Source organism: Paenarthrobacter sp. UW852, from assembly GCF_024608385.1.
In the GTDB taxonomy this organism is placed as follows: domain Bacteria; phylum Actinomycetota; class Actinomycetes; order Actinomycetales; family Micrococcaceae; genus Arthrobacter.
Window position 1 is genome coordinate 135,166 of record NZ_JAMSGY010000008.1, and the last position, 20,483, is coordinate 155,648.

Here is a 20,483-nt window from a genome sequence, read left to right on the forward strand (position 1 = left end):
AATAGGAGAACAATGACTGCCATTTCAACAACCCAGTCAGGTGCCCCCGTTACTTCCGACGCGCACTCGAAGTCCGTCGGCGCTGACGGTGCCATCATCCTCACCGACCACTACCTGGTGGAAAAGCTCGCACAGTTCAACCGCGAGCGGGTGCCGGAGCGCGTAGTGCACGCCAAGGGCGGCGGCGCATTCGGTACGTTCAAGACCACCTCGGACGTTTCGGCCTACACCAAGGCAGCTTTCCTGCAGCCGGGTGCCGAGACCGAAATGCTGATCCGTTTCTCCTCCGTCGCAGGCGAGAACGGCTCCCCCGACACGTGGCGCGACCCCCGTGGTTTCGCCGTGAAGTTCTACACCTCCGAGGGCAACTACGACCTCGTGGGCAACAACACCCCGGTCTTCTTCATCCGCGACGGCATCAAGTTCCCGGACTTCATCCACTCCCAGAAGCGCCTCCCGGGCAGCCACCTGCGCGACGCCGACATGCAGTGGGACTTCTGGACCCTGTCCCCCGAGTCCGCACACCAGGTCACCTGGCTCATGGGCGACCGTGGCCTCCCGGCTTCCTGGCGTGAAATGCAGGGCTACGGTTCGCACACGTACCAGTGGATCAACGCCGCAGGCGAGCGTTTCTGGGTCAAGTACCACTTCAAGTCCAACCAGGGCGTCAAGACCATCACCGGCGACCAGGCTGAAGAGCTTGCTGGTTCGGACGCGGACTTCTACATCCGCGACCTCAAGGAAAACATCGACGCCGGCAACTTCCCCTCCTGGGAACTGCACGTCCAGGTCATGCCTTACGAAGACGCCAAGACGTACCGCTTCAACCCGTTCGACCTGACCAAGGTTTGGCCGCACTCGGACTACCCGCTGATCCACGTGGGCACCATGGAGCTGAACAAGAACCCGGAGAACTACTTCGCGCAGATCGAGCAGGCCACCTTCGCGCCGTCGAACTTCGTACCGGGCATCGCTGCTTCCCCGGACAAGATGCTGCAGGCCCGCATCTTCTCCTACGCCGATGCACACCGTTACCGCGTGGGCACCAACCACGCCCAGATCCCGGTGAACCAGCCCAAGAACCAGGTCAACAACTACAGCCAGGACGGCCAGGGACGTTACCTGTTCAACTCCCCGTCCACCCCGGTGTACGCACCGAACTCCGTGGGTGGCCCGGCCGCTGTTGAGCCGACGTCGCCCGCCGGTGGCTGGGAGAACGACGGCGAGCTCACCCTCTCCGCGCACACCCTGCACGCTGAGGACGACGACTTCGGCCAGGCCGGTACGCTGTACCGCGAGGTCTACGATGACGCCGCCAAGGCCCGCCTCCTGGACACCATCACCGGTGCTGTTGGCGGCGTGAAGAACGCTGACATCAAGGAACGCGCCATCCAGTACTGGACCAACGTTGACGCCGACCTCGGCGCCAAGCTCCGCGCCAACCTCGGCGCAGGCCAGACCGAGTCCGACGCAGAAGCAGCCAACAAGCTCTAAGCGTCTTCGCTCTCCAGCAATTCCTGGAACACCCCGTTGCGGATCTCCGCAGCGGGGTGTTCTTTTTCCACATAGCGCTTTGAACCTATGGCTCCGACCACCGCGCGGTTCATAGGATCCTTGCATGAGCACATTCAAAGGCATTTCCCCGGCTGCATTCCGCTTCTACGAGGAGCTTGAAGAGAACAACAACCGTGAGTGGTGGCTGGAGCATAAAGCAACGTACGACGCCGAGGTGAAGGAGCCGCTGACAGCCCTGCTTTCGGAGCTGGAGCCGCAGTTCGGCCCGGCCAAGATCTTCCGGCCGAACAGGGATATCAGGTTCTCCCAAGACAAGTCACCGTATAAGACAGCGCAGGGAGCCTTCGCGGCAACCCAGGAAGGCGTGGGGTACTACGTCCAGATCAGCGCCGACGGACTGTTGATTGGCGGTGGATACCACTCCCATACCCCGGCCCAGCTGGCCCGTTTCCGTGCGGCAGTGGATGCCCCGGACAGCGGATCGGAGCTGCAGGGAATCGTTGACGCGGTCGGATCGGCCGGCTTCGCCATTGAAGGTGAAAAGCTCAAGACTGTTCCGCGGGGTTTCGACAAAGACCATCCACGCGCTGAGCTGCTCAAGCACAAGTCCCTCTCCGCCGGGGAGGAGATCGGGCAGCCCGAGTGGTTATCCACTCCGGCGGCGAAAGACCAGATCGCTGCCCGCTGGGAAGTGCTGAGGCCTTTGGTGGAGTGGGTCAGTGAGCATGCAGCGCCGTAGGGTGGTGACACCAAAAGCGCCCGGAAACTGTTTGTTTCCGGACGCTTTTGTGGCTGATTCGTCATGGCTGTCTGACAGGCAGCCTCTCTTACGGTCAGGCGTAGGTCGTGTCAGACCTTGGTGAAGGTGTCTTCGTCCTCGTCGCCCTTGGACTGCTTGCTTCCGGCCGGAGCGTTGACGGAAGCCTTGGCAGAAGCGAACCTCTCGTTGAGGCGTGAGTGGCGCTGGCCGTATGCGAAGTAGATGACCATGCCGATAACCAGCCAGATCGCGAAGAAGATCCAGGTTTCAACAGCCAGGTTGGTCATCAGGTAAAGGCAGAGTACTGCGGAGACCCAGGGGATGACCTTGCCGAGAGGGACACGGAAGGCAGGCTTCAGGTCCGGGCGCTTCTTGCGCAGCACCAAAATACCCAGGCTGACCATCACGAACGCGGAGAGCGTACCGATGTTGATCATTTCCTCGAGCAGATCCACCTTGGTCACGCCGGCCACCACTGCCACTGCGGCGCCACAGATTATCTGCAGACGGGCCGGAGTGGAGCGCTTGTCGCTGGTCTTGGACAAGGAGCGCGGCAGCAGGCCGTCGCGGCTCATGGCAAGGACAACGCGGGACAGGCCCATGAGGAGCACCATGATCACGGTGGTGAGGCCAACCAGGGAGCCGAACGCAATGACCTTGGCTGCATCCGTGTTGCCGACGGCCTCGAAGGCTGTGGTCAGGGTGGGGTTCTTGACCTCGGCCAATTGCGTATACGAGACCATGCCGGTCAGTGCGAGGGAGACCAAGATGTAGAGCAGCGTGACCACTGCCAGGCCGCCGAAGATACCGCGGGGAAGGGTCTTCTGCGGGTTCTTGACCTCTTCGGCGGACGTTGCCACCACGTCAAAGCCGATGAAGGCGAAGAACACCAGGGCTGCACCGGCGAAGACACCCAAGGTCCCGTACTGCGCTGGAGCAGCACCGGTAAGGAAGCCGAAGAAGGATTGCTTCATGACATCGGCAGCTCCGGAATCAGTGGGCTGCGAGGCCGGTACGAACGGCGTGTAGTTGGAGAACTTCACGTAGCTGAAGCCAACAACGATCACGAAGAGCACCACTGCGATCTTGATCAGCGTGAAGACGTTGCCGACGCGTGCGGACAACTTTGTCCCCAGCACCAGCAGCACGGTGAAGATCGCGACAATAAGGAAAGCGCCCCAGTAAAGATCAACGCCGCCAACGCTCACTGACGGCGGCATGTCCACGCCCATCAGGCCAAAGACGGTGCTGAGGTAAATTCCCCAGTACTTCGCGATAACGGCAGCGGCGGTGAACAGCTCAAGGATGAGGTTCCAGCCGATGATCCACGCGAGGACTTCGCCCATGGTGGCGTAGGTAAAAACGTACGCTGAGCCTGCCACGGGGATGGCTGTAGCGAATTCTGCGTAGCACATGATGGCCAGCGCACAGGTGACGGCGGCGATGGCAAAGGAGATGGTGACGGCCGGGCCTGCAAAGTTTGCGGCGGCTTTCGCACCAACGGAGAAGATGCCGGCGCCGACGGCTACGGCGACACCCATGATCATGAGGTCCCAGGTGCTGAGGCTGCGTTTCAGCTTGCGCCCGGGTTCGTCGGCATCAGCGATCGACTGCTCGATCGACTTGGTCCTGAAAATGTTCATAAAAATGCCACATTCTGGATGGGAGTGGTATAGGACTCATCAAGGATAGTGTCCGGCCAATGGACGACCATATTTATCCCAGATAGTGAGACGACCACCGAATCAGCGTGACTGCTGTGACTGGTGTGACGGGGACGCGTTGCCCCCGTCTCACCAGCCCAACCACCTAATTGCTCGGAACGTCCCAGTCCATGAGCGTTGAGCGGATCAGGAACCGCTTCCCTTCGGGAGACTCAACGGAGAACCCACTACCCCGTCCCGGAACCACGTCCACGGTGAGGTGCGTGTGGGACCAGTAGGCGAACTGTTCCTTGGACATCCAGAACTCCAACGGTTGCGCTTGCCCATCGGACCCGATGTCGAACCGGCCCAGCAGGACATCGGAATCCCCGGTCAGGAACTCCCCCGCCGGGTAGCACATGGGGGCGGAACCGTCGCAGCAACCACCGGACTGATGGAACATCAGCGGGCCATGCTGCTCCCACAGCTTCCGCAACAGTTCCACGGACGCTGCGGTGAGCGCCACCCGGGAAAAATCTTCCCCTGGCAGCGTCACCGCAGCTTCCAAGCTGGTGTTGTTCATCAGAACTTCAGCACCACTCGGCCATCGATCTTGGCGTGCTTCATTTCGTCAAAGACCGCGTTGACCTCGGAGAGCTCACGGGTGGAGACCGTCGGCTTGATCTTCCCCTGGGCGTAAAATTCCAGTGCCTCTTCAAGATCCTGCCGCGTTCCCACGATTGAGCCGCGGACGGTGAGGCCTTTGAGGACGATCTCGAAAATGGGCGCCGGGAAATCCCCCGGAGGAAGACCGTTGAACACAATTGTTCCGCCGCGCCGGGCCATGCCAATGGCTTGCCCAAATGCGGATGGATGCACGGCAGTCACCAGCACGCCGTGACAGCCACCGGTTTCCCGTTGGATGACCTCAGCCGGGTCCTCATGCAGTGCGTTGACCGTCAGCTCTGCGCCGTGTTCCTTGGCGAGCGCCAGCTTGTCGTCGGCGATGTCCACGGCTGCCACGCGCAGCCCCATGGCCACGGCGTACTGGACAGCGATGTGTCCGAGTCCGCCAATGCCCGAGATGGTGACCCACTGGCCGGGCCTGGTCTCCGTCATCTTCAAACCCTTGTACACCGTGACGCCGGCGCACAGTACAGGCGCCACTTCCAACGGGTCCGAACCGTCTGGAATCCGCGCAGCAAAACGGGTGTCCACCAGCATGTACTCACCGAACGAGCCATCCACGCTGTAGCCACCGTTTTGCTGGGACTCGCACAGGGTTTCCCAGCCGGTCCGGCAGTACTGGCAGTCACCACAGGCAGACCAGAGCCAGGCGTTGCCCACCAGGTCGCCGACAGCAACATCCGTGACGCCCTCACCGAGGGCCACCACTTCCCCCACACCTTCATGGCCTGGGATAAACGGTGGCGTCGGCTTGACCGGCCAGTCGCCTTCGGCGGCGTGCAGGTCGGTATGACATACCCCCGATGTGATGAGGCGGACCAGCGCCTGGCCGGGACCCGGCGTCGGCCTTTCCACTTCCTTGATCTCGAGATCGGTACCGAACTTGGTGACGACTGCAGCTTGCATGGTGCTCATTGACGATCTCCTTTGATCGGTAGACAAGACGGTTTAGAAGAAGCCGAGCTTGTTCTCGTTGTAGCTGACCAGGAGGTTCTTGGTCTGCTGGTAGTGGTCCAGCATCATGGCGTGGTTCTCACGGCCAATACCTGAGGACTTGTAGCCGCCGAACGCAGCCCCTGCCGGGTAGGCGTGGTAGTTGTTGACCCACACGCGGCCGGCCTGGATTTCCCGGCCTGCGCGGTAGGCGACGTTTCCATTGCGCGACCAGACGCCCGCGCCCAAGCCATAGAGCGTGTCGTTGGCGATGCCGATGGCGTCGTTGTAGTCGCTGAACTTGGTCACTGACACCACTGGGCCGAAGATCTCCTCCTGGAAGATGCGCATGCGGTTGTGGCCTTCGAAAATGGTGGGCTGGACGTAGTAGCCCCCGGCGAAGTCACCGTCCAGTTCGGCTCGGGCGCCGCCGGTGAGGATCTTGGCGCCTTCCTGCTTTCCGATGTCGATGTAGGACAGGATCTTCTCCAGCTGGTCGTTGGAGGCCTGGGCACCGACCTGGGTATCCGTATCCAACGGGTTGCCCTGGATGATCTTGTTGGTCCGGGCCGTGACGTCGGCCATGAAGGAGTCGTAGATACCTTCCTGGACCAGGGCCCGGGAAGGGCAGGTGCAGACCTCTCCCTGGTTGAACGCGAAGAGCGTGAAGCCCTCCTGCGCCTTGTCGTAGAAGGCGTCGTTCTGGTCGGCGACGTCGTCGAAGAAGATGTTGGGGCTCTTGCCGCCAAGTTCCAAGGTGACGGGGATGAGGTTGTTCGACGCGTACTGGCTGATGAGTCTGCCTGTGGTGGTCTCACCCGTGAAGGCGATCTTGCGGATACGGGAACTCGAAGCGAGCGGCTTGCCGGCCTCGACGCCGAAGCCGTTGACCACGTTCACCACACCGGCCGGAAGGAGATCACCAATGAGCTCCATCAAAACCAGGATTGACGTCGGCGTCTGCTCGGCGGGCTTGAGCACCACGGCGTTTCCGGCCGCGAGCGCCGGGGCCAGCTTCCAAACAGCCATGAGGATGGGGAAGTTCCACGGGATGATCTGGCCAACAACTCCCAGCGGCTCCTTGAAGTGGTATGCCGTAGTGTCGTCGTCCAACTGGGACAGGTGGCCTTCCTGTGCTCGCACGGCGGAGGCGAAGTAGCGGAAGTGGTCAGCTGCCAACGGAATGTCGGCGTTCAGGGTCTCGCGGACGGGCTTGCCGTTGTCCCAGGTCTCCGCAACCGCAAGGAGCTCCACATTCTCGTCAATACGGTCGGCGATCTTGTTCAGGATCGCTGCGCGCTCAGTGGCGGAGGTCTTGCCCCAGGACGGTGCAACCTTGTGGGCGGCGTCGAGCGCAAGCTCGATGTCCTCGGAGGTTCCGCGGGCAACTTCGCAGAAGGCCTTGCCCGTGACGGGGGTGATGTTCTCGAAGTAGCCGCCCTTGACGGGGGCAACCCACTCGCCGCCGATCCAGTTCTCGTAGCGGTCCTTGAAGGTGACCTTCGAACCCTCGGCACCCGGCTGTGCGTAAACAGTCATTGCTAGCTCCTTTGCTGCGAATCACGGTGGCTGTCGCCATTGATCCGAGCCTAGGAGCGGGGAGGTTGCAGCTACGTTGCAACCCTGTGATTCAGCTCACGCCGTCATGTCCGTTTCGATCCGCTCTAGGTCGGCCACGACGGCGGCCCGCTTGGGTGAGCGGGGCGGCAGCAGCTTCAGCACGGCCAGGCGGAGGTCGACGTCGTACTTCGCCTCAGGCAGCTCCGCGTACTTGAGGAGCGAATCGACGCTGCCGTCGCTGAGCAACGCCTCGCGCAACAAGTGCGATACCCGCTCACGCAACTGCACGACGCCGGGTGCCTCCGACCGCGGAAGGACAGCACCTTTGTAGATTTCCAAGGCGATGCGGTGGGCGCCGCGTTGGAGGCAGCTGAGGACCTGTCCGGAGTCGGGCAGCAATTCCACGGGCAAGCGGTAGGGACGGGATTCGGGAACAGCATCGGGGCTGAGCCCGTGGAGGACCTTGCGCAGCCGCACCATCTCGGCGCGCAGCGTCACGGCAGAACCGTCTCCTGGGTACAACTGGGCGCAGAGATCGTCAGCGCTCAGGCCGGAAGGGTGGTTGCCGAGGATCGCCAGGATTTCGCTGTGCCGGGCTGACAAGGAGACGGTTCGGCCATCAATGCTCAGCAACGCCTGATCGCGACCCAACAATTGCAAGCTGTTCCGGTACAGCGCACCAGTGGTTTGGGTCGACGTTGAAGGCGCGCTCCGCCGTCGTGGTTTGTCTCGAATGGCTGCGGCGAGTTGGAGCCGTTCGATGCGCAACTGTGCCTGGGCCGCAGCAACGGTTGCCTCCACCAGGGACAGGGTGTGCGGCGCCACTGCTGTTTCCGTGCCGGTAATGTCCACGACGCCCAGCACGGCACCGGAATCAGGGTCATGGAACGGCACGGCTGTACAGCTCCACGGGTGAACGGACCGTTTGAAATGTTCGGCACCGGAGATCTGGATGCTGCGGTCCAGGGCCAAGGCAGTTCCGGGGGCGCTGGTCCCAACGGAGGCTTCGGACCAGTCAGCGCCGGCCACGAACATCATGCCCTCGGCGCGGCGCTGCATCACGGGGTCGCCGTCAACCCACAGGAGCCGCCCGACATCGTCGCCTACCGCTACCAACAAACCACTGTCATGGCTGGGTTGGACCAGGAGCTTCTTGATCACCGGCATGATCGCAGCCAACGGATGCTGCCTGCGATACTCCTCGAGTTCGTCCCTGTCCATCGCAAGGGGCGCCTCGGCGACGTCTGGATTGGCTTGCAGGGTCGCAGAACGCTGCCAGGACTCACGGACCAGGCGACGCAGGCCAACGATGCCTTCATCGTCCAGGAGGCCGCTGTGATTCAGGCGCTCATGGCCTGCCAGCGCACGCCTCTGCACCAATTCCGCGGTGTCGCCTGGAACCGGTGGATGGATTGGATTCCTCATCGAACTCCCCTGGGTACCGTGCATGTGGTGGGCGGCACAGTACCCAGCAGTCTAGTTCGGGAGCCGGAGTTTTTGTACAGCCAACGCCCTCGGAGCGGCCAGGTGGACAAAAACTCCAGGGTCAGCCACGCGAGATCCGGACCATCTCCTCGCGCGGGACCACCTTGATGCGCTCGCGGACCACCCCGTCGCCCGAACCATCACCGGCAGCCGCGGCTGCGGCTTCGCTCCATGACGCGCCCAACGCGGCCTCATGGGCATCCAGCCGGTTCCAACCTTCCCACGTCGTGTATTCGATCCCGCGCTCTTCAAGGAGGTCGATGATCGCCTGCGGATCCGGGTTTTCTGCCGGCGGCAGCGTGAGCCGGTCTTCAAGGAGGAAGCCGATTGTCTCCAGCGCATCGCCCTTGGTGTGGCCGATGAGACCTACAGGACCGCGTTTGATCCAGCCGGTGGCGTAGATACCCGGGACGTGGTTACCGTCCGAGTCCAGGACCCGACCGCCGTCGTTCGGGATCACACCGCGGCGGGCGTCGTACTCAAGTTCCTCCAACGGCGAGCCATGGTAGCCGATGGCGCGGTAGACAGACTGGACCGGGTACTCGATGAACTCGCCAGTGCCCTTGACGTTGCCCGTGCCGTCGAGCTCCATCCTCTCGAACTTGATTCCGGACACCTTGCCCGGAGTTTCGGGTGAGTCCAGGATTTCCACGGGGCTGTGCAGGAAGTGCAGGTGAAGGCGACGGGACGAGGGCTGCTCGGACTCGGCGTGCTCCTCCACCAGCCAGTTGGTCATGGTGTTCACCATGGTCTTGATCTGGTTGTTGGTGCGAATGGCTTCGTCGGAGGCTTCGTCGAATTCGAAATCCTCTGGGTAGAGCACGATGTCCACGTCCTTGCAGTGCGAAAGCTCCCGCAGTTCCAAGGGGGTGAATTTCACTTGCGCAGGACCGCGGCGCCCGAACACGTGGACGTCGGTGACAGGCGATTTTTTGAGCCCGGCGTAAACATTGTCCGGAATCTCGGTGACCAACAGCTCTTCCGGGTGTTTGACCAGCATGCGGGCAACATCGAGGGCGACGTTGCCGTTACCGATGACCGCGATCTCCTTGGCATCCAAGGGCCATTCGCGGGGCACATCGGGGTGCCCGTCGTACCAGGACACGAAATCTGCGCCGCCGAAGGAACCGTCCAGGTGGACGCCGGGAATGTTCAGGTCCGCATCCTTGATGGCACCCGTCGAGAAAATCACGGCATCGTAGAACGCGCGGAAATCATGGAGAGTCAGGTCCCGGCCGTAGGTCACGTTGCCCAGGAAGCGGATATCGCCGCGGTCCAACACCTTGTGCAGGGCGTTGACGATGCCCTTGATCCGGGGGTGATCGGGGGCAACTCCGTAGCGGATCAGACCGTACGGTGCGGGGTATGCCTCGAAGAGATCGATGCTGACCTCAACCTCGCCGTCCTTGACCTCGTTGGACTTGGTCAGGATATCCGCGGCATAGACACCCGCCGGGCCAGCGCCAACGATGGCAACGCGTAACGGACGATTGGTTGCGGCTGAATTTGGCACCGTAAGCCCTTCCGAAGCAGTGAGCCGCGCCGTTGGTGGGCGCGCAGGGTTCAATTCTAGATGTCGACCCTACGCCAAGCCGCTTATATGGCAGGAGTCACAGAAATTCATAAAGATTGCGGAATATTGCGCCCATGAACGGTGTTTGCGACATTGTGTCGACTCCGGATCAGATCATCTCAAGCTCCTCTACAACTACGTCAACGACGGCGGGTGGCAAGGGCGGCGGTACCGGCAACGCCGGTAAACCGGTGAGGAGCGAATCGACGGCGGGCGTCCTGTTCGGCATTGGCGCGTACGGGCTGTGGGGTCTGCTCCCGCTCTATTTCTTCATTCTCATGCCGGCCAGTGCCGTGGAAATCGTCGCCAACCGGGTTGTCTGGTCGTTGATCTTCTGCGCGCTGCTCATCACCATTACCCGCGCGTGGCGCGTCTTCGGTGCCGCAGTCAAAGACCGGTCCGTCTTTGGTCCTTTGGCGTTGGCCGCCGGCCTGATCGCCATCAACTGGCTCACCTACACCTTCGGCGTGACCACGGGACACGCCGTCGAAACGTCCCTGGGGTACTTCATCAACCCGCTGGTCTCGGTCCTGCTGGGCGTCTTCGTCCTGAAGGAAAAATTGCGTCCCCTCCAGTGGGCAGCGGTGGGCATCGGCTTCGTCGCAGTTGGCGTCCTGACGTTCTCCTACGGACAGCTTCCCTGGATCGCGCTGATCCTTGCCTTCAGTTTCGGTTTGTACGGCTTCGTGAAAAAGCGCGTAGGACCCAAGGTTGACGCGCTCACGAGTCTGTCGGTTGAAACGGTGGTGCTGGCCCCGTTCGCCGCGATCACCATGGTGGTCCTCGGCGTATCGGGGGCCGCAACATTGACCACCCACGGCGCCGGACACTTCTGGTTGCTGGTGGCATCGGGCGTCATCACGGCCGTCCCCCTGCTCTTCTTTGGTGCTTCGGCCCGCCGTTTGCCCATGACCACCATCGGCCTGCTCCAATACTTCGCCCCGGTCCTCCAGTTCATCGTTGCCCTGACAGTCTTCAACGAGACCATGACCACGGCCCGCTGGATCGGTTTCTGCGTGGTGTGGCTCGCCCTGGTTCTCCTGACCATCGACATGCTCCGGACGACGCGGAAAAACTCCGTGCTCAAGAAGAAAGCCCGGCTCGAGGCGTCGCACCCGTAAGGGTTTCCGCTATCCGGGAGCCATGAGCACTTTTGTTCATTTCTGCTGAGGGGCCCGGGAGTCGGACATAAAGTTGCGGAAACTTTTACCGCAATGTCCACTCCCCGCACCCAGCAGTTTTGAACGGAGCAGTTTTGAACTTCAATGGACCCCCAGTGAGCCGCAGGACCCTTTTCCGCGCCGGAGGGGCGGCCGCCCTTGCCGGCGTCATGCTTTCCCAGGCTGGACCTTCTTTTGCGGCTTCCGGGCTGCAGGAACTCATCGACCGACGGCGGCTGGTCCTCACGGGTGGACAGAGCGCAGCGGGCATTCCGGAATTGGCCTCGCAGCTTGAAGGCATGGGCCAGACCACCGAGAAATGGTGGTCCTCCATGGACAAGGCATCCTCCCGGACAGCATTGTGGGCCGACATTCCGCTGACCGGCATCGGGCAGTCCACTGCCGCTACCGGAAACATGGGCCTGCACTTCAACCGCCTCTACGACATGGCCCTCGGATACGCAGTCCCAGGCAACCCCTGCGCCGGCAACGCGAACCTGGCCGCGGACATCGTTGCCGGCTTGCAACTCCTGAATGACACTGCGTACAAGCCGTCCATCAAGGCAGCCGGCAACTGGTGGTTCTGGGAGATCGGCGTCCCGCGCAAAGCCGTCGACATCCTGACGCTTCTTCATGCCGAAGTTCCCGAAGCATTGCGGACCTCCCTGTTGGCAGCTGTCCGCTGGTTCGCACCCAACCCGAACTGGCGCGGCCGCGCTCCCTCCCTGGCAGAGACGGGCGCCAACCGCGTCGACAAGTCGTTGGCCTGCTGCATGCGGGGGATCCTGGATAACAGACCGGACGAGATCGCCCTGGGCCGCGACGCCCTGAGCGATACCGTACGCGGCGGAACCAACAGTGTCTTCACCTATGTCACCAGCGGCGACGGCTTCTACGCGGACGGCTCCTATGTCCAGCACTCCTATCTGCCCTACGCAGGAACTTACGGTGTGGTGGCTTTGGCTGGGATCGCCGAGATCATCGCGATGCTCGGGGGAAGCAGCTGGGCCGTCAATGATCCCAAACGTTCGGTGCTCCTTGATGCCGTGGAGGACACCTACGCCCCCTTCGTCTGGGATGGGCGGATCATGGACACCATCCGCGGACGCGCCGTCTCCCGCCAGCGCGAACCCGACTACGTCAGCGGCTTCGGTCTTATCTCAGCGGTCCTTCTCCTGGCGCCTGGTTGCGACGAACCGTACCGTTCCCGCTTCCTGGCTCTGGCGAAAGGCTGGCTGGAACGCTGCGCGGACCAGAAGCTCGTCGGGCATCCTACCCAGAGCCTGGCAAAGTCGTTGCTGTCCCTCGGAGTGCTTTCTGATTCCGCAGTGGTTGCCGCACCGGCTCCCGTCTACAGCCGGATGTTCGCCGACCAGGACAGGTTGGTCCAGCACCGTCCGGACTGGGGCTGCACGGTAAACCTGTCCTCCAAGCGGATTGGACGCTATGAGTGGGGCAACAGCGAGAACAACCTCGGCTGGTACCAGGGCGATGGCATGACGTTCCTTTACACGCGGCAGGATCCGTCCCAGTTCAGTGCCGATTTCTGGCCCACTGTGGACCCCTATGCCCTTCCCGGCACCACCGTTAACGACCAAGTTCGTGCCACTGGGGCGGGGGCCGCAGGAACCGGAATCCCCCGCGCCTTCCAGGCCTTTGCCGGCGGGCTTACCGTGGACGGCCGCTGGGGTGTCATCGGCATGGACCACCTCAACCACAACAAGACCCTGTCCGGCCGTAAGTCGTGGTTTTTCCTGGATGACGCTGTGGTCTGCCTCGGCGCAGGCATCACGGGAACGGGCGGAGCTGCGGTGCGGACCACCATTGAGAACAGGTCCTTCGCCACAGATTCCGCCCCGGCGGTCCGGACAGACTCCAGGAACCGGCGGATGGCGCCCGGGGAAGCGCCCGTGGTCTTGAAACGGTCCGTGCATCTTGAAGGCCACGGCGGGTACGTCTTCCTTGATGCTCCGGGCGTTTCCGGGGCTCCCGACGTTGCGGTGGTGCGCCGGACAGGGACCTGGTTCGACATCAATTCAGGTGCAGACACCGGTGGAAGCACGGATCCCGTCACGAGGGACTATGTGACCATCACGCACCGCCACGGCGTTGACCCTGCGGGATCGGGCTACGCCTACATGATCCTGCCTGCCGCCGACCATTCGACCACGTTCTCCCAGTCGGCGAACCCGGATGTGAAAGTTCTTGCCAACTCGGCGGATGTGCAGATGGTTGAGTCCGGCAAAGACAGCCTGGTCATGGCCAACTTCTTCGCTGCAGCATCCGGGGGCGGATACACAGCATCCGGGCCATGCACGGTGTCCGCACACAGGATCGGTGACAACCTCACGGTGTCCGTGGCGGACCCGTCACGGACGCAGGCTTCGGTGCGTGTGACGCTTCCCGGCTCGTGGAACACCGTGGTCCAGGCGGATGCCGGTGCTGTGCTCACTGCCGGCAACACCATCGAGGTCCAGCTCGACGGACACGGCCACCATAAGAACCTGACGCTGGGCAGCTAGGCAAGCACCGCCGTCGTGCATACGCGCCCAAATCGTGGGAAGAGCGCCAAACAGTCCGGAGCTGGACAGCGAACTCGCGCGGTTCCCACGAACTCGGTCCATGGTGGAAACGCAAAAGAGGCGGGCCGGGGAAGTAAAACCCCGGCCCGCCTCTTGCGCTGGAAAACTGCCCTTACGCGTGGGCCTTGATGGCTGCGGCGAGGACCTCGAGGCCGTCGATGAGCAGCTCGTCGCTGATGACCAGCGGCGGGAGCAGGCGGATGACGTTGCCGTAGGTGCCGCAGGTCAGGATGACGACGCCTTCCTGGAGGCAAGCAGCCGCAACAGCCTTGGTGAGCTCGGCGTTCGGTTCCTTGGAGCCGGCCTGAACCAGCTCGATGGCCAGCATGGCGCCGCGACCACGGACGTCGCCAACAACGGAAACTTCAGCTGCCAGCTCGCGGAGCTTGCCCAGGGCCAGCTCTTCGATGTGGCGGGCACGGCCGTTGAGGTCGTGCTGCTCCATGGTGTCGATGGCTGCCAGCGCTGCTGCACAAGCTACCGGGTTGCCACCGTAGGTGCCGCCGAGGCCGCCCGGGTGAACGGCGTCGAGCAGGTCCGCGCGGCCGGTGATGGCCGAGAGCGGAAGGCCGCCGGCGATGCCCTTGGCCATGGTGATGATGTCCGGGACAACACCTTCGTGGTCAACGGCGAACCATTCGCCCGTGCGGCAGAAGCCGGACTGGACCTCGTCAGCGATGAACACGATGCCCTTTTCCTTGGCCCATGCGGACAGTGCCGGCAAGAAGCCTTCGGCCGGAACAATGAAGCCACCTTCACCCTGGATGGGCTCGATGATGATCGCGGCAACCTGGTCGCCACCGATCTGCTTCTCGATCATGGTGATGGCACGCTTGGCGGCCTCGGCACCGGTGATCTCCGGGTTCTCTTCACGGAACGGGTAGCTCATGGGCATGCGGTAGACCTCGGGCGCGAACGGGCCGAAGTTGGTCTTGTACGGCATGGCCTTGGCAGTCAGTGCCATGGTCAGGTTGGTGCGGCCGTGGTAGGCGTGGTCGAAAGCTACGACGGCGTCGCGGCCGGTGGCCAGACGTGCAACCTTGACGGCGTTCTCCACAGCTTCAGCGCCGGAGTTGAACAGCACGGTGCGCTTGGCGTGGTCGCCCGGGGTCAGGCGGTTGAGCTGCTCGGCGACTGCAACGTAACCCTCGTACGGGGTCACCATGAAGCAGGTGTGCGTGAAGTGTGCGGCAGCTTCCTGCACGGCGGCGACGACGGCGGGATCGGACGCGCCGACGCTGGTCACGGCGATGCCGGAGCCGAGGTCGATGAAGGAGTTGCCGTCGACGTCGCGGATGATGCCGCCGTCGGCGTCTTCAACGTAGACGGGAACGCCGGAAGCAACGCCGGCAGCAACGACGGCGGCGCGACGCTCGGCAAGTGCCTGCGACTTGGGGCCGGGGAAAGTGCCGTTGATGTTGCGCTTCTGCTCGATGCGGTACGAGAGCTCGTTCGCGGTGGTGGTCATGGGTTTGCCTTTCTGGGAAATTCGTACGGGTGGGGCGGACGCGCTACGCGGGTGTGTCATGCATCCAATGCAGACATCACGTGCTTAATGCGCGTGTAGTCCTCCACGCCGTACATGGAGAGGTCCTTGCCGTAGCCGGACTGCTTGAAGCCACCGTGCGGCATCTCTGCCGTGAGGAGGATGTGGGTGTTGATCCAGACTGCACCGAAGTCCAGGTCGCGGCTCATGCGCATGGCCGTTCCGTGGTCGGTGGTCCAGACGCTGGAAGCCAGGGCGTACTCGACGTCATTGGCCATTTCGATCGCTTCTTCTTCAGTGCTGAACTTCTGGACGGTGATGACCGGTCCGAAGGTTTCCTTCTGCACGATGTCGTCGCTCTGCTTGGCGCCGGAGATGATGGTGGGCTCGAAGAAGAAGCCCTTCTCGCCTGCACGGTGGCCACCGGTTTCGATCTTGCAGTTCTCCGGGAGGTGCTCCACCACGGAGGTCACGGCGTTGAAGTGGTTCACGTTGTTGAGCGGGCCGAAGTAGTTGTCTTCGTCGTTCTGCGAGCCGGTGTGCAGGGTCTTGGTGTGCTCCACCATCGCTGCCACAACGTCGTCGTGGACCGAGTCCTCGATCAGCACGCGGGTGATGGCGGTGCAGTCCTGGCCGGCGTTGAAGAAAGCGAACTCGGCGATGGCCGCTGCGCTCTTCTTGATGTCGGCATCCTTGAAGACGATGGCCGGGGCCTTGCCGCCAAGTTCCAGGTGGGCACGCTTGAGGCCCTTGGCTGCGCCGCTGGCGACGGCGATGCCGGCGCGGACGGAACCGGTGATGGACACCAGGCCGGGGACCTTGTGGTCAACCATCATGGCGCCGGTCTCTCCAGTGCCGAGGACGACGTTGAGGACGCCGGCAGGGAAGATCTCGCCTGCGAGGCGGGCCAGGACGAGGGTGGATTCCGGCGTGGTGTCGGAAGGCTTGAGGACCACCGTGTTACCGGCAGCAAGTGCGGGGCCGATCTTCCAGATGGCCATCAGGAACGGGTAGTTCCACGGCGCAACCTGGGCCACGACGCCGATGGGTTCGCGGCGCACGTAGGAAGTGTGGCCTTCGAAGTACTCGCCCGCGGACTTGCCTTCCATGATGCGTGCAGCACCGGCGAAGAAGCGGAGCTGGTCTGCGCCTGCCGCGATTTCCTCGGAGGCGATCAGCGAGCGGACCTGTCCGGTGTTGCGGTGCTGAGCTTCGACCAGTTCGTCGCTGTGCGCCTCTACTGCGTCCGCGAGCTTGAGGAGCATGAGCTGGCGCTGGCCGGGGGTGGCCTTCTTCCACGACCTGAACGCTTCATTGGCAGCGGTCATGGCGGCGTCCACGTCGGCCTGGACCGAAATGGGCGACTTGGCAACGATGTCGCCGGTGGCAGGATTGACGATGTCCAGGAGACCCGTACCTGCCGGCGTAACGAATTCGCCATTGATGAAGTTCTGCAAGGTTTGAACCACGGCGTGCAACCCTCTTTCGGTGTCTGGGCATGGATTGAGCTGATCAGAGCCTATGCCAGGGAGGGGGTCCAAGGAATAGTCAGCTGCACACAGACGACCCGCTCCCTTAGTGCGCTTGCCCAGCGCCGGGTTACCCTTAATCCATGGCCATGTCCCTCGCTTCGCTCGTCGCTGTCCCCTCCCTCAAACTCCGCCAGGCTGGCCTCGCAGAGACCACGCTTAACCAGGACATCAGCTGGGTCGCGGTAACGGAGCTCGAGGATCCCCAGCGCTTCCTGAGCGGTGGCGAGCTGGTCCTCACCACGGGCTTGCGCCTCAAGAGCGCCGCGGACCAACGGCGTTTCGTCCGGCAGGCCCAACGCGCCGGTGCCGTCGGGATCGGTTTCGGCATCGGCCTGACCCACGAGTCCGTCCCGGAGGCTCTGGTCGCAGAGGCCAACCGCTGGGGTCTGCCACTGGTGGAGGTCCCCTACGAGATCCCGTTCATTGCCATCGGTAAACTCGTGGCCGAGTCGCACTCCGCGGACCACTATGCCAACCTCGAACGCCTCCTGGCCGGGCACCAGATCCTGGCCCGCTCGCTCCTCACCGGAGGCGGGCTCAACGAGCTCCTCAAGCAGTTGGGCAGCATGCTCCGCACCGATGTGGTGCTCACCCAGTTCAGTGCCCAGCTTTACAACAGCGTGGCTGGGAAGCCGGCGCCGACGGCGGATGGCTGGGCGTCGTACCCTATTCCCACCGGCCGCAGGGACGCCTGCACGCTGTGGTTGCGACAGCCCTTCGTGGACTCCGGGATTGTGAGTTACGCGCAGAACCTGATCAGCGTGGAGCTCAACAACATGGTCAAGCAGCGGCAGTCGCAGCGGGCCATGGCGGGACAGGTGCTGGATGACGTCATTCACGGCACCTTGGAAACCATTGAAGCTGCCCGCCGCTTGGCCGGGGTTGGCATCAACAGCACACGGAAGAACGTGGTGCTGGTGGCGGAGTCCACGGCGCACCACAAACAACTGGTCAGCATCTCGCTCCCCCAAGCCCTGGAAGCCGGCGTCAGCGCCGTCGTCGGGAAGGACCTGGTCACGGTCATCAGCGACGACGGCAGTTCGGCCACCGCCTTGGCCAAGAGCCTCAGCGATCACCTGCAGGAAGCCGGCATCCACGCCGTGATTGGTATCGGTGGCGCCTACACGAAGCCGAACGGATTGCGTTGGAGCTACTTTGAAGCGCGCGACGCCGTGGCGCACGGCTTGCCGGTCAACGAACCGGAACGCCTAAGCCTGACGTCCTTGTTGCTCGCCAGCGAGGATGTGCCCCTTGCCGATATGGCGAGCGAATCGCTGACTCCCCTCCGGAAGTTCGATGCCGCCCACGGAGCCGAGCTGGTGACCACGTTGGAGAGCTACCTCAACCACAACGGATCAGTGGCAGCCGTGGCCGAAGCCCTGACGCTGCACCGGAACACCGTCCGCTACCGGCTTGCGCAGATCACCGAGCTCACGGGCTACGACCCTTCCCAGACGCAGGATCGCGTTCAGCTCTGGCTGGCGCTGGCCGTCCAGCGTCTGGGCTCGCGGAACCCCAGGTAGGCACCCAGGGCGGAGAGGTTCGCCACAGAAGTGTGGACATTAGACGTCAAACGTCTAACCTTTAGTTATGGCTGCGACGACCCCTTTGACTCCCACGACAGGAAACATCCCTACGACCTGCCCCGCTGACACTGCCAGTTCGGTGACTTCGGCGAGTTCGGCGAGCCAGGCAGTTCCAAAGACGCGCGTCGTCGCCGTCGTCGGCATTATCGCCGTGGTGCTCATCGGCCTGAACCTTCGCGCCGGTATTACCAGCGCCGCCGCCTTGTTCCACGATCTCCAGCAGGTCCTGGGGTACGGCGCACTGGTGGCGTCCATCCTGCCGTCCATCCCGTTGCTCTGCTTCGCTGTCGCCGGAATGGGAACTTCATGGCTGACGCGCCGCGTAGGAGTCGAGAAGGCCATCGCCATCGCATTGGCATTGCTCGCCGCTGGCTTGCTGGTGCGGGGTATTCCCGCGACCGGGGCCCTGCTGGGTGGAACGGTGCTGGCAATGTCCGGCCTGGCCGTCTGCAACGTGGCCATGCCGTCGTTCATCCGGGAGCACTACTCCGAGCGCACCTCCATGATGACCGGCCTCTACACCTTCACCATGTCAGGCGGGGCCACCTTCGCCGCAGCGGTCAGCGTCCCCCTGTCCCAACAGCTCGGCTCTCCCTCGATGGGCCTGGCCGCTTGGGGCCTGCTGGGCGTTGCCGCCCTCCTGGGCTTCCTGCCCATGGTCCTGCACACGCACCGCAACAGCACCAGGACCGAGCGCGCCCGCGTCTCCATGTGGCCGCTCCTGCGCACCCGCCTCGGCATCCTGATCACCGCGATCTTCACGTTCCAGGCCTTCCTGGCTTACGCCGTGATGAGCTGGTTCGCCTACATCCTGACCTCGCAGGGCCTCAGCGCTTCCGAAAGCGGTCTGCAGTTCGGGGTCATGCAGCTCGTCTCCGTCGCTGCTGGCATGATCCTGCTCGCGTTCGGCTCCCGGCCGGGCATGCTGCGCCCGGCGCTGTACCTCGCCAGCAGCTCCACGCTGTTGGCCATCGCCGCCATGATCTGGTTGCCCACATCCTTGGCAGTCGTGCCGGCTGTGCTGTTCGGTTTCGGCTTGGGCATCTTCCCGTTGGTCCTGGTGATCATCAGCCGCAGCGGACGTTCGACGGCGGAAACCACCGCCCTCTCCACCATCGCCCAATCGCTGGGATACTTGATTGCGGCAGTTGGCCCCTTTGGCATGGGACTCCTCCACAGCGCCACGGGCGGCTGGGTGCTGCCCCTGAGCCTGCTGTCGATCGTGGCGGTGGCACTCATGGTTACCTGCCATATGCTCACCAGCAAGCGCACTGCCACCAAGACCGGACCGAGGACAGCATGACCCTGACCCCTTCGCATCGCCCAGCCTTGGCCGAGGAAATCACGGCCAAGCTGCGGGACATGATCAAGTCCGGAGAGTGGCCGCTGCAGGAACGCATTCCTGCGGAGCCCGAACTGATGGCGACTCTTGGTGTTTCCCGCGGAACACTGCGGGAAGCCATTAAGGCGCTGGCACACTCGGGCATGCTTGAGGTCCGTCGCGGCGACGGCACGTACGTCCGGGCGAACAGCGAGATGTCCGGCGCCGCCCAGCGGATGTATTTGGAGCACACGCAAGAGCACATTGTGGAGGTCCGGCTCGGCCTGGACACGCAGGCAGCCCGTTTGGCCACGAAGCATGCCACACCAGAGGACATCGCAGAGATGCGCCGCCTCCTCGCCCTTCGTCATGATGCGTGGCTCGCCGAGGACTACCCCTCGTGGGCCTCGGCCGACTGGGAATTCCACGAACGTGTGGCCGTGGCCTCCGGGAACCCCCTGCTTCACCAGTTGTACGTCTCGTTCGGCGGTGTCTTCCACAACGACCTCCTCCGCCAGCAGCGCAAGGGCGGCTTCAATGGCATTCCCCGCGAAGGGCATGACGAGTTGGTGGATGCGCTGGAAGCCCATGATCCCGATGCTGCGGTCAGCAGTGTGTACCGGAACCTGGACTTCTGCGCTGACCAGGCCCAGCCGTAAG

General features: G+C 63.1%; 15 protein-coding genes. 7 read left to right on the top strand and 8 right to left on the bottom strand.

From position 1 onward, the window contains the following. Window positions 1–12: 12 nt before the first annotated feature. Window positions 13–1,494 carry a catalase gene (locus NEK97_RS15105; protein WP_257370619.1) on the top strand — a complete coding sequence of 494 codons (1,482 nt, stop codon included), beginning with the start codon at window positions 13–15 and terminating at the stop codon, window positions 1,492–1,494. Window positions 1,495–1,618: 124 nt separating this feature from the next. Continuing rightward, window positions 1,619–2,254 (top strand): DUF2461 domain-containing protein, encoded by a 636-nt coding sequence (locus NEK97_RS15110; RefSeq protein WP_257370620.1) that lies wholly within the window; start codon window positions 1,619–1,621, stop codon window positions 2,252–2,254. A gap of 110 nt (window positions 2,255–2,364) precedes the next feature. On the opposite strand, the gene NEK97_RS15115 is transcribed toward NEK97_RS15110, so the two are convergent. The 6 genes from NEK97_RS15115 to NEK97_RS15140 form a co-directional block, all read right to left on the bottom strand. Beyond that, the gene (locus NEK97_RS15115) at window positions 2,365–3,918 is read right to left on the bottom strand and encodes an APC family permease (protein ID WP_257370621.1); all 1,554 of its coding nucleotides are present in this window, start codon (window positions 3,916–3,918) and stop codon (window positions 2,365–2,367) included. A gap of 166 nt (window positions 3,919–4,084) precedes the next feature. Then, window positions 4,085–4,501: a DUF779 domain-containing protein gene (locus tag NEK97_RS15120; RefSeq protein ID WP_257370622.1), complete on the bottom strand. Its 417-nt coding sequence runs from the start codon at window positions 4,499–4,501 to the stop codon at window positions 4,085–4,087. Further along, on the bottom strand, window positions 4,501–5,511 hold the full coding sequence (gene adhP / locus NEK97_RS15125; protein WP_257370697.1) for an alcohol dehydrogenase AdhP: 1,011 nt from the start codon (window positions 5,509–5,511) through the stop codon (window positions 4,501–4,503). The genes NEK97_RS15120 and adhP overlap by 1 nt, the downstream gene beginning before the upstream one ends. Window positions 5,512–5,553: 42 nt before the next feature. After that, on the bottom strand, window positions 5,554–7,077 hold the full coding sequence (locus tag NEK97_RS15130; protein WP_257370623.1) for an aldehyde dehydrogenase family protein: 1,524 nt from the start codon (window positions 7,075–7,077) through the stop codon (window positions 5,554–5,556). Window positions 7,078–7,173: 96 nt separating this feature from the next. Beyond that, complete coding sequence (locus NEK97_RS15135; protein WP_257370624.1) at window positions 7,174–8,523, bottom strand: GAF domain-containing protein; 1,350 nt, start codon at window positions 8,521–8,523, stop codon at window positions 7,174–7,176. Between the two features lie 121 nt (window positions 8,524–8,644). Next, window positions 8,645–10,096 (bottom strand): FAD-dependent oxidoreductase, encoded by a 1,452-nt coding sequence (locus NEK97_RS15140; RefSeq protein WP_257370625.1) that lies wholly within the window; start codon window positions 10,094–10,096, stop codon window positions 8,645–8,647. 116 nt (window positions 10,097–10,212) lie between these two features. Between NEK97_RS15140 and rarD the strand changes: the two genes are divergently transcribed. Then, window positions 10,213–11,277, top strand: coding sequence for an EamA family transporter RarD (gene rarD / locus NEK97_RS15145; RefSeq protein ID WP_257370626.1), 1,065 nt, complete (start codon window positions 10,213–10,215; stop codon window positions 11,275–11,277). A 155-nt stretch (window positions 11,278–11,432) separates the two neighbouring features. Further along, window positions 11,433–13,838, top strand: a complete 2,406-nt coding sequence (locus tag NEK97_RS15150; protein WP_257370627.1) for a polysaccharide lyase 8 family protein — start codon at window positions 11,433–11,435, stop codon at window positions 13,836–13,838. Window positions 13,839–14,010: 172 nt separating this feature from the next. Here the strand turns inward: NEK97_RS15150 and gabT are convergent, their stop codons facing one another. Both gabT and NEK97_RS15160 read right to left on the bottom strand, forming a co-directional pair. Beyond that, on the bottom strand, window positions 14,011–15,366 hold the full coding sequence (gene gabT, locus NEK97_RS15155) for a 4-aminobutyrate--2-oxoglutarate transaminase (RefSeq protein ID WP_257370628.1): 1,356 nt from the start codon (window positions 15,364–15,366) through the stop codon (window positions 14,011–14,013). Window positions 15,367–15,422: 56 nt separating this feature from the next. Further along, a complete protein-coding gene (locus tag NEK97_RS15160; RefSeq protein ID WP_257370629.1) occupies window positions 15,423–16,853 on the bottom strand; it encodes a gamma-aminobutyraldehyde dehydrogenase in 1,431 nt (476 codons plus the stop codon). A 143-nt stretch (window positions 16,854–16,996) separates the two neighbouring features. On the opposite strand from NEK97_RS15160, the gene NEK97_RS15165 reads away from it, so the two are divergent. The 3 genes from NEK97_RS15165 (at window position 16,997) to NEK97_RS15175 (ending at window position 20,482) form a co-directional block, all read left to right on the top strand. After that, window positions 16,997–18,439 (top strand): PucR family transcriptional regulator, encoded by a 1,443-nt coding sequence (locus NEK97_RS15165; RefSeq protein ID WP_257370630.1) that lies wholly within the window; start codon window positions 16,997–16,999, stop codon window positions 18,437–18,439. A 67-nt stretch (window positions 18,440–18,506) separates the two neighbouring features. After that, window positions 18,507–19,805 carry an MFS transporter gene (locus tag NEK97_RS15170; RefSeq protein ID WP_257370631.1) on the top strand — a complete coding sequence of 433 codons (1,299 nt, stop codon included), beginning with the start codon at window positions 18,507–18,509 and terminating at the stop codon, window positions 19,803–19,805. Then, on the top strand, window positions 19,802–20,482 hold the full coding sequence (locus NEK97_RS15175) for a FadR/GntR family transcriptional regulator (protein WP_257370632.1): 681 nt from the start codon (window positions 19,802–19,804) through the stop codon (window positions 20,480–20,482). The genes NEK97_RS15170 and NEK97_RS15175 overlap by 4 nt, the downstream gene beginning before the upstream one ends. Window position 20,483 lies beyond the last annotated feature (1 nt).